This is a genomic window from Curtobacterium sp. AC273 (assembly GCF_979253735.1).
The window spans coordinates 240,734-247,929 of record NZ_CEEDDU010000014.1 but is presented as its reverse complement, the minus strand read 5'-3'; the positions used below and the strand labels follow the sequence as shown (position 1 = coordinate 247,929).

General features: G+C 68.3%; 9 protein-coding genes and 2 pseudogenes. All 11 read left to right on the top strand.

The window, feature by feature from the left end; genetic code table 11:
* Positions 1-314, top strand: a 314-nt coding sequence (locus ACZ8AI_RS22570) for a hypothetical protein (RefSeq protein ID WP_464859904.1), incomplete at its 5' end; no start/stop codon positions are given.
* 88 nt (positions 315-402) lie between these two features.
* Positions 403-657 (top strand): hypothetical protein, encoded by a 255-nt coding sequence (locus tag ACZ8AI_RS22565; protein WP_464859903.1) that lies wholly within the window; start codon positions 403-405, stop codon positions 655-657.
* Positions 600-893 carry a hypothetical protein gene (locus ACZ8AI_RS22560; RefSeq protein WP_464859930.1) on the top strand — a complete coding sequence of 98 codons (294 nt, stop codon included), beginning with the start codon at positions 600-602 and terminating at the stop codon, positions 891-893. Before ACZ8AI_RS22565 ends, ACZ8AI_RS22560 begins: the two co-directional genes overlap by 58 nt.
* Positions 854-1,204 carry a hypothetical protein gene (locus ACZ8AI_RS22555; protein WP_464859929.1) on the top strand — a complete coding sequence of 117 codons (351 nt, stop codon included), beginning with the start codon at positions 854-856 and terminating at the stop codon, positions 1,202-1,204. The genes ACZ8AI_RS22560 and ACZ8AI_RS22555 overlap by 40 nt, the downstream gene beginning before the upstream one ends.
* Positions 1,201-1,923: pseudogene (locus ACZ8AI_RS22550) on the top strand (RNA degradosome polyphosphate kinase); the annotation flags it as partial. The gene ACZ8AI_RS22555 and the pseudogene ACZ8AI_RS22550, both read left to right, overlap by 4 nt.
* A 98-nt stretch (positions 1,924-2,021) precedes the next feature.
* Entirely contained in the window at positions 2,022-2,972 is a 951-nt protein-coding gene (locus ACZ8AI_RS22545) for a hypothetical protein (RefSeq protein WP_464859928.1), read from the top strand.
* Entirely contained in the window at positions 2,938-3,315 is a 378-nt protein-coding gene (locus ACZ8AI_RS22540; RefSeq protein WP_464859902.1) for a histidine phosphatase family protein, read from the top strand. The genes ACZ8AI_RS22545 and ACZ8AI_RS22540 overlap by 35 nt, the downstream gene beginning before the upstream one ends.
* A 596-nt stretch (positions 3,316-3,911) precedes the next feature.
* Complete coding sequence (locus tag ACZ8AI_RS22535) at positions 3,912-4,616, top strand: substrate-binding domain-containing protein (RefSeq protein ID WP_464859901.1); 705 nt, start codon at positions 3,912-3,914, stop codon at positions 4,614-4,616.
* On the top strand, positions 4,564-4,965 hold the full coding sequence (locus ACZ8AI_RS22530; RefSeq protein ID WP_464859900.1) for a hypothetical protein: 402 nt from the start codon (positions 4,564-4,566) through the stop codon (positions 4,963-4,965). The genes ACZ8AI_RS22535 and ACZ8AI_RS22530 overlap by 53 nt, the downstream gene beginning before the upstream one ends.
* Positions 4,966-5,126: 161 nt before the next feature.
* Positions 5,127-6,096: pseudogene (pstC, locus tag ACZ8AI_RS22525) on the top strand (phosphate ABC transporter permease subunit PstC).
* Entirely contained in the window at positions 6,066-7,151 is a 1,086-nt protein-coding gene (pstA, locus tag ACZ8AI_RS22520) for a phosphate ABC transporter permease PstA (RefSeq protein WP_464859899.1), read from the top strand. The pseudogene pstC and the gene pstA overlap by 31 nt, the downstream one beginning before the upstream one ends.
* Positions 7,152-7,196: the final 45 nt, after the last annotated feature.

Sequence of the window (7,196 nt, the reverse complement as noted above, 5' to 3'; positions counted from 1 at the left end):
TGTACTTCGTTCAGTTTCAGGCGTGGGTGTTTAACCGTTTCGCATTTATCGTGAAACGCTTTCGCGTTTTCGTGCGCCGCTTCAAGGTCTGGGGCGACGTCGGCGAGTTCTACGCCGTGGCCGTCCGCCCCGACCTGCAAGGCAGCGGCTCGGCGAAGTCCCTCATGCGTGCGGGGGACGGCCCGGTTGACCGGTCATTGGCCTCGCCGCCGCGGCGCTCTACGTCGAGGGCGACAACGAGCCGGCGCTGGCGCTCTACCGTCGTTCGGAGTTCGAGCAGCAGCAAGCGATCGACGTGCAGTACGCCGCTCTGATCCTCCTCCACACCGCGCCGTTCACCGCGGGTTTCCACAGCGTCCACCCGAGCAGCCCCGGCCGGAGGGCGGGTGGCAGGATGTGGGCATGGACACCGAACCGCAGCTCGACGGCGAATCCGTCATGCCGGACCTCGACGACTTCGACGAGGTCGTCGAGATCGAGCACGAGTCGCTGCCGACGGATCGCTACTTCGACCGTGAGCTCAGCTGGCTCCAGTTCCAGCCAGCGCGTGCTCGAGCTGGGCGAGGACCGCACGCAGCCTCCTCGAGCGGGCGAACTTCCTGGCGATCTTCGCGTCCAACCTCGACGAGTTCTTCATGGTCCGGGTCGCCGGGCTGAAGCGCCACATCGACACCGGCATCGCCGTGCCGACCAACGTCGGCCGCGCCTCGACGTCCTGCGGGACATCGCGAAGAAGGCGCACGAGCTGCAGGACCGCCACGCGCAGGCCTTCATCGGCTCGCTCAAGCCGGACCTCGACGCGGGCATCCGCATCGAGCACTGGTCCGACCTCGGCGAGGCCGACCGGCTGCGCATGCGCGAGTACTTCAACGAGCAGATCTTCCCGGTCCTGATGCCGCTCGCGGTGGACCCGGCACACCCATTCCCGTACATCTCCGGGCTCTCGGTCAACCTGGCGGTCCGGGTGCGCAACCCGAAGTCGCAGCGGCAGGAGTTCGCGCGACTCAAGGTGCCGCAGAACTTCTCGCGCTTCATCAAGCTGCCGGACGACAACTCCGGCCGCCTGCGGTTCATCCCGCTCGAGGACCTCATCGCGAACTACCTCGACGACCTCTTCCCGCGCGATGGAGGTGCTCGAGCACCACGTGTTCCGGGTCACCCGCAACGAGGACGTCGAGATCGAGGAGGACGAGGCCGGGAGTGAACCTCATCCAGGCCCTCGAGCGCGAACTGCTCCGTCACCGCTTCGGCCCGCCGATCCGTCTCGAGATCACCGAGGACATGGACCCGGTGACGCTCGACCTGCTCGTGCGCGAGCTCGACATCACCGAACAAGAGGTCTTCCGGCTGCCGTCGCCGCTCGACCTCGGCGGCCTGTTCGAGATCTCGAAGATCGCCCGCCCCGACCTGCACTACCCGAAGCACGTGCCGACGACGCCGGTGCAGTTCCAGCCCGCGAGCCGAACACGAAGCCCGACCCTGTTCCGCGCGATCGCCGCGAAGGACGTCCTCGTGCACCACCCGTACGAGTCCTTCGCGACGAGCGTGCAGGCGTTCCTCGAGCAGGCCGCCGCCGACCCGCACGATGCTTGCGATCAAGCAGACGCTGTACCGCACCTCTCGGCGACAGCCCCATCGTCGAGGCACTGATCGACGCGGCCGCCGCGGGCAAGCAGGTCCTGGCGCGCCTTCGTCGAGATCAAGGCGCGCTTCGACGAGCAGAACAACATCACCAGGCGCCGCAAGCTCGAGAAGGCCGGCGTGCACGTGGTCTACGGCCTGGTCGGGCTGAAAGACACACTCCAAGCTGGTGCTCTCGTGATCCGGCAAGAGGGCGGGACGCTCAAGCACTACAGCCACATCGGCACCGGCAACTACAACCCGAAGACCTCGCGCATCTACGAGGACATGGGGCTGTTCACCTCGGACGACGTCGTCGGCAAGGACCTCACGCGCCTGTTCAACGAGCTGTCCGGCTACGCGATCGAGAAGAAGTTCAAGCGTCTGCTCAAGTCGCGCCGCTGCACCTCCGGAAGGGGCTGCTCAAGCGGATCCAGACCGAGGCGGACCACGCTCGCGCGGGTCGCCCCTCCGGCATCCGGATCAAGGTCAACTCGATGGTCGACGAGCAGATCATCGACGCGCTCTACCTGGCGAGCCAGGCCGGCGTGCCGATCGACGTCTGGGTGCGCGGCATCTGCTCGCTGAAGCCGGGCATGGAAGGCGTCAGCGACACCATCCGCGTGCGGAGCGTCGTCGGCCGGTACCTCGAGCACTCGCGCGCGTTCGCCTTCCACAACGACGGCGACCCGGCGGTCTTCATCGGCTCGGCGGACATGATGCACCGGAACCTCGACCGCCGCGTCGAAGCCCTCGATGCGGCCGTCCCGACCCGGCGCACGTCAACGAGGTCGAGGAGATGTTCGACCTCGCCATGGCGGACACCACGAGCTCGTGGCACCTGGAGTCCGACGGCGAGTGGACCTGTCATTCGACCGACGAGGACGGCCGACCGCTCGACGACGTGCAGAATGTCCTCATGCGGAAGATCTCGGCGCGGAAGCGCTCCACTCGGTGGGAGCGGCGGCTCCCCAGGGCCGGTCGTCGCAGCGGGGGCCGTCGTCTGGCGCGAACAGGACACGGCGTTCCGTTCGTCCTGCTCGTGTACCGCGACCACCACAAGGACGTCTCGTTCCCGAAGGGCAAGGTCGACGCGCGGCGCAGAGCGATCCTCGGCGACCGCCGTCGCGCGCCGAGAGTCGAGCGAGGAGACCAGGTACAGAAGTGCACCTCGGCGCTCCCTGGGCAACCGCCGAGTACGTGCTGCCGAGCGGTCGCGACACGAGGCGGTGCACTACTGGGCAGCCCGGGTCTCGTCGAAGGAGTTCGAGCGAGGCGAGGCAGGTTCACGCCCAACGACGAGGTCGCCTCGATCGAGTGGGTCACCCTCGACGACGCCCGCGCCCGACTGACGTACGAGCGGGACGTCGCGATCCTCGATCAGTTCGCCGACCGCGTCGCCGCCCAGGAACACGCGCACGATTCGCGCTCATCGCGCTCCGGCACGCCAAGACCGTCCCCGGCTCGGACAGGGACGGTCCCATCGCCACCACCAATCCGCTCCTGCCGGTCGGCCGGAGCCAGGCGAAGGCCGTGGCGTCCCCCGTGGCCGCGTTCGGCCCCAAGAAGATCATCAGCAGCACGGCGGCGCGGTACCTCGCGACCGTCGAACCGCTCTGGCGAAGACCCACCTCGGCGTCTCCAGCACGCCGGACATCAGCCAGGACGCCCACGACCTCGGCGCGGCGAACGTGAAGGGCGTCGTGCAGAAAAGCGCCTCGAGAAGGCGAAGTCGACCGTCCTCTGCTCGCACGGGCCCGATCCTGCCGGACATCATCGCCCGCATCGCCACCGCGACGGCCGACGACAGCGGCCGGTTCGACCTCCGGGTCGCGCCGCGATGCTCTCAGTCGGGGACTTCGCCGTGATGCACATCGCCGACGGCCGGCTCGTCGCCGTGGAGACCCACCGCAACACCGTCGCGGCGTAGGCCGACGGCGGCGGGGCGAGCCGAGCGCCTCCAGTCCGGCACCACGCCGTCGCGAACCGACGGCCGCGTACTGAGCGCATGCGTCTGCATGCTCCTGCGGAGTGCACGACGTTCCCGATCCTGCACCCGTCGACGCGCCCGCACGGCGCCGCGTCCGGCACAACCCCTCGTTCACCTCCATTTCACCGGGGCGGGTGATCCCCGTCACCTCGCGTCCCTACAGTCGCTCCGGGTCGGCACCGACCCACGGGACCAGCAGCGGTCCCACCTGCACTGACATCCCCGAAGGGACCCCTGTGAACATCAAGCGAATCGGCACGGTCGCGGCAACGCGATCGCCGGCGCAGGTCGTGCTCTCCTCGTGCGCGGCGAACGAGGGCGCGGGCAGCACCGCACCCTCCTCTTCACTCCAGCTCGGGCACCGACTACTCCGAAGCTCTCCGGCACCCTCACCGGTTCGGGCTCGTCCGCTCAGCAGACGGCCGAGGCCACCTGGGCCGCCGGCATCCAGAACGTCGCCTCCCGGCTCTGCACGGTCAACTACACGCCCGACGGCTCCGGCGCCGGCCGCAAGAACTTCATGTCGGGTGCCGCGGACTTCGCCGGCTCCGACGCCGCCCTGAAGGAGGACGAGCTCTCCGGCTCGTTCGCCCTCTGCGCCGCGGACTCGAAGGCCATCGACATCCCGGTCTACATCTCCCCGATCGCCATCGCCTACAAGGTCGACGGCGTCAAGGACCTCACGCTCGACGCGAAGACCATCGCCGGGATCTTCCTGGGCAAGATCACCGTGGGAACGACCTGCCAGATCGCCTCCATCAACAAGGACGCGAAGCTGCCGGACGCCAACATCACGGTCGTCCACCGCTCCGACGACTCGGGCACCACGGGAACTTCCTCCGAGTACGTCGACGGCGAACTGCGCCGGCGACGTCTGGACCGAAGAGCCCAGCCAGACCTACCCGTACCAGGTCGGCGACAGCGCCAAGGGCACCTCGGGCGTGGCCTCGGCCATGGCCAGCGCCTCGAACGCGATCACCTACATCGACGACTCCGGCGCCGGTGACCTCGACAAGGCCAAGCTCATGGTCGGCGACAAGGCCACCGAGATCTCAGCCGAGGGCGCTGCGAAGGTCGTCTCCGACCCAAGGTCGTCGAAGGCCGCGCGGACAACGACCTCGCGATCGACATCGACCGCAAGGACACCGCCGACGGCGCATGGCCGCCGTGCTCGTCTCCTACGCGATCGCCTGCCAGGAGTACAAGGACGCCGACAAGGGCGAGCCGTGAAGGGCTACCTCGACTACGTCGTCGAGAAGGACGCGCAGGAGGCAGCCGCGAAGGAGGCCAAGTCGGCCGCCCTCACGGACGACCTCTCGGAGAAGGCCGCCAAGGCCGTCGCCTCCATCAAGTAAGGCACCCTGATCGCCCGGACGCCGGTCCCACCCACCTGACCGGCGTCCGGGCGCTCGGCCGTCACAGCCCCGACGGTCGCACCACCGGACACACCCCACCCGACGCCTCCCCCGGCGTTCCTCCGACAGGAGGTCCTACGACGACCGCACCGGCCCAGCCAGTGGCCCCCGTCACCCCGAAGCCGAAGGCCGTCGTCCGTGTCGGCGACCGGGTCTTCTCCGCCGCCTCGGTCATCGCCGGCGGGCTGATCCTCTTCGTCCTCGTGCTCGTCGCCGCCTTCCTGGTCTGGCAGAGCATCCCGGCGTTCACCGCCAAGGTCGGCGAGCTGCCGAACCAGGCCACCAACTTCTGGGACTACGTCGGCCCCCTCGTCTTCGGCACCGTCTGGTCCGCGCTCATCGCGCTCGTGATCGCCGTGCCGCTGTCGCTCGGGATCGCCCTCTTCATCTCGCACTACGCACCCCGCCGCATCGCCCCGGTGCTCGGCTACGTGATCGACCTGCTGGCCGCGGTGCCGTCGGTCGTCTACGGCCTCTGGGGCATCGTGGTGCTGGCGCCGTTCGTGAAGCCCTTCTACGGGTTCCTCAACGAGTACCTCGGCTGGATCCCGTTCTTCTCCGGGCAGGTGTCCGGCACCGGCCGCACGATCCTCACCGCGTCGATCGTCCTCGCCGTCACGGCCATCCCGATCATGACCGCGGTCATGCGTGAGATCTTCCTGCAGGCACGCGCCGCCTCAACGAGGAAGCCGCCCTGGCCCTCGGCGCGACCCGGTGGAGATGATCCGGATGTCGGTCCTGCCGTTCGCGAAGTCCGGCATCGTGTCCGCGATCATGCTCGGCCTCGGCCGCGCGCTCGGCGAGACGATGGCGATCGCGCTGGTGCTGTCGGTGTCCACGAACGTCACCTTCCAGATGCTCACCTCGCTGAACCCGTCGACGATCGCGGCGAACATCGCCCTGCAGTTCGCCGAGGCGTCCGGCACGGCCTTCAACGCACTCATCGCCTCGGGTCTGATCCTCTTCGTCATCACCCTGGTCATCAACATGCTGGCGCGCTACATCGTGCGTCAGCGGGTCTCCCTGAGAGGTCACACCCGATGTCCCTCGCCCTCCGTCCCACCGGCATGACCGGTAACGCCTACGCCAACGGCAAGCTGCACAAGTCGGTGCCGTGGCTCCTCCTCGTCGGCTCCTGGGTCGCCCTGGTCCTGGTCTTCGCCCTGCTGAACGCCGGCGGCGCCGTGAAGGACTTCAACGTCGTCGCGGCCCTGTTCCTCGGCACCGTCCTGTTCGACGTCCTCATCGTCGTGATCTCGCGCATCGTCGAGGGCGGGCGCAAGGCGGTCGACCGTCTCATCACGTCGCTGGTCGTCACCGCGTTCGTCATCGCGGTGCTGCCGCTGGTGTCGCTGCTCTGGACGGTGCTCGCCGACGGCCTCGCCCGCTTCGACGCGAACTTCTTCACGTACTCGATGCGCGGCGTCATCTCCGAGGGTGGCGGCGCCGTGCGCGCCCTCATCGGCACGCTCGAGATCACGCTGTTCGCGGCGCTCATCTCGGTGCCGATCGGCCTGCTCACGTCGATCTACCTCGTCGAGTACGGCAAGGGCGCGCTGGCGAAGGGCATCACGTTCTTCGTGGACGTCATGACCGGCATCCCCTCGATCGTCGCCGGTCTGTTCGCCTACTCGCTGTTCGCACTGTTCCTCGGCCCCGGCGCCCGCTTCGGCCTGGTCGGCTCGGTCGCGCTGAGCGTGCTGATGATCCCGATCGTCGTGCGCTCCACCGAAGAGGTGCTGAAGATCGTGCCGATGGAGCTCCGCGAGGCCTCGTACGCCCTCGGCGTCCCGAAGTACCTCACCATCCTGAAGGTCGTCCTCCCCACCGCACTCGCCGGCATCACCACCGGCGTCATGCTCTCCATCGCCCGCGTCATCGGCGAGACCGCACCGCTGCTGGTCACGGCCGGCTTCACCGCGAGCATGAACTACGACCTGTTCAAGGACCCGATGATGACGCTGCCGGTGTTCGCGTACACGCAGTACTCGCAGCAGGGCGCCAACCCGGTGCCGTTCGTCGACCGGGCCTGGACCGCGGCGCTGCTGCTCATCATCATCGTGATGCTGCTCAACCTGCTCGCCCGGTTCATCACCCGCCTCTTCGCCCCCAAGCTCAGCCGCTAGTCCCCGCCACCCCCGGCCAGCGTCACCACCCACCCCGAAGGAATC